The 1,834-nt window shown below is 74.0% G+C and carries 2 protein-coding genes and 1 pseudogene; 1 reads left to right on the top strand and 2 read right to left on the bottom strand.

Translation table 11 applies throughout. The annotated features are described in order from the left end of the window. The coding region (locus ACLEQD_RS42580) for an MBL fold metallo-hydrolase (protein ID WP_410391679.1) at window positions 1-1,070 on the bottom strand (1,070 nt) is incomplete at its 3' end. A gap of 29 nt (window positions 1,071-1,099) precedes the next feature. Here ACLEQD_RS42580 and ACLEQD_RS42575 point away from each other — a divergent pair. Beyond that, complete coding sequence (locus tag ACLEQD_RS42575; RefSeq protein WP_410391678.1) at window positions 1,100-1,363, top strand: hypothetical protein; 264 nt, start codon at window positions 1,100-1,102, stop codon at window positions 1,361-1,363. On the opposite strand, the pseudogene ACLEQD_RS42570 reads toward ACLEQD_RS42575, so the two are convergent. Next, window positions 1,246-1,767 (bottom strand): annotated as a pseudogene (locus ACLEQD_RS42570) (NAD-dependent epimerase/dehydratase family protein); the annotation flags it as partial. The gene ACLEQD_RS42575 and the pseudogene ACLEQD_RS42570 sit on opposite strands and share 118 nt — an antisense overlap. Window positions 1,768-1,834 lie beyond the last annotated feature (67 nt).

Below are 1,834 nucleotides of genomic sequence, written 5' to 3'. Positions count from 1 at the left end.
AGGAGGACGCGCCTGGGCCCCTCGCCCTGCGCCTTGCGCACCTGGGCCAGCCGCTCCGGATACGGGTCCGCGTCCGGGTTCTCGTCCAGGTTGCTCGCGCCCGCGACGGGCTCGCCTGGATAGCCGGCGTAGCGGGGGCCCATGCCCTCGCGCCAGTACCAGGGGGCACCGCCGTCCGCGCAGGGCACCACGTAGCGCGCGCCCAGGAGCGCGCCGTAGCGCAGCGCCTCCTCCGGCCCCGCCATCAGGCGCTGCGGCGTGGTGAGCGCGTCGCGCGGCACGTTGACGAGGAACGCATCCAGCGTGGTGAAGCCGAAGAAGATGGGCGGCAGCCGGAAGCCGCGCACGCCGCAGAAGAGGACGTCCACCGGCCCCTGCTGCTTGCGCACGCGGCGGCACACCGCGTCCATGTCCCCGCGCACGTCATGGCCCGCGTCCGCGAAGAAGGCGGCGGAGAAGTCCTTCGAGCGCAGCAGCCACGTGTTGCCCTCGTTGTAGAGGTCCGGGTGCGGACCCTCGCCATCCGTGGGCTGCTCGCCGTGGAAGGGCAGCGCGTGCACCGTCACGTCCTCCACCTGCCGTGACTCCCCCCAGCGCAGGGGCTCCACGCGCGTGAAGCCCAGCTGCTTCAGCCGCAGCGCGCAGTCCGTGGAGAAGAGGCTCTCGCGCGCCACCGCGGGCACGAAGATGCGCGTGTCGCGCGGCAGGGGCAGCAGCGAGCCCAGGTGGAAGTGGTCCCCGTGGGAATGGGTGATGACCACCGCGTCCACCCGCCCCAGGTCCCCGGCCTGCAACGCCCCGTAGCCGGGCAGGTCCACCTCGCCCGTGGGCCGGAAGTACGGGTCCACCAGCACGCGCCCTTCCCTGCCTGACACGAGCACCGTGTTGTGCCCCACGAAGAGGGCCCCCGGTCCGGGCACGTCCACCGGCCCCGCGTGGCGCACGAGCCAGCCGGCCTGCGACAGGTCGCCCAGCAGCTCGCCCACGACGGGCACGGTGGCCAGCGCGCGCAGCTCCTCGCGCGACACGCTGCCGTGTACGCCGCTCAGCCGCTCGCTCTCGCGCTCCATCTCCACCTCTGGCCGCGAGCAACAGCTCCGTGCGGGACAGGGGCGGCGCGCTCTTGAGGCCCAGCAGGTCCCAGACGAAGTCGCTGACCACGGCCACGGTCGCCGCCAGCGCGGTGGGCAGGGACCTGTCGCCGGGCTCCACGCCCTGCGTCTTCAGGAGCGCGGTGACGAAGGCGCGGAACTCCACGGGCGGGCCGTCGGTGAGGAAGTACACCTGGCCGCCCTGCCCCTTCTGCGCGGCCAGCAGCATCCCCTCCACGGCGTTGGCCACGTGGCAGGTGGACGTCAGGTAGTGCCCGCCGCCAATCCAGCGGAAGCGCCCGGACTTCACCGCGGCGACCAGCGCGGGCAGCACGGTGGTGTCCCCCGGCCCCCAGACCATCCGGGGCCGCACGGCGACGGTGGTGAACTCCGGCGAGTTGACCTGGAGCACGCGCCACTCGGCCTCCGCCTTGGTGGACGGGTACGGGCCCACGGGGCGCGCGGGCAGCGGGTGCGTTTCGTTCAGGTTCACCATGGGGCCGCCATCCACCAGCACGGCCTCCGTGCTCACGTGCACGAAGCGCTTCACGCCCGCCGCGCGCGCCGCCTCCAGCACGGCCTCCGTGCCGCGCACGTTGGCCTCATGGAAGGCCGCGCGGGGGCCGGACAGCTTCACGTGCGCGGCGGCGTGGAAGACGGTGTCGCAGCCCTCCATGCCCAGGCGCAGGCGCTCCGGATCCGTGAGGTCGCCCTCCCACGGCTCGCCGCCCGCGGCCCGGACG

Source organism: Corallococcus sp. 4LFB (genome assembly GCF_046520365.1).
GTDB lineage: Bacteria > Myxococcota > Myxococcia > Myxococcales > Myxococcaceae > Corallococcus > Corallococcus caeni.
This window is presented reverse-complemented; position numbering and strand designations above follow the sequence as displayed.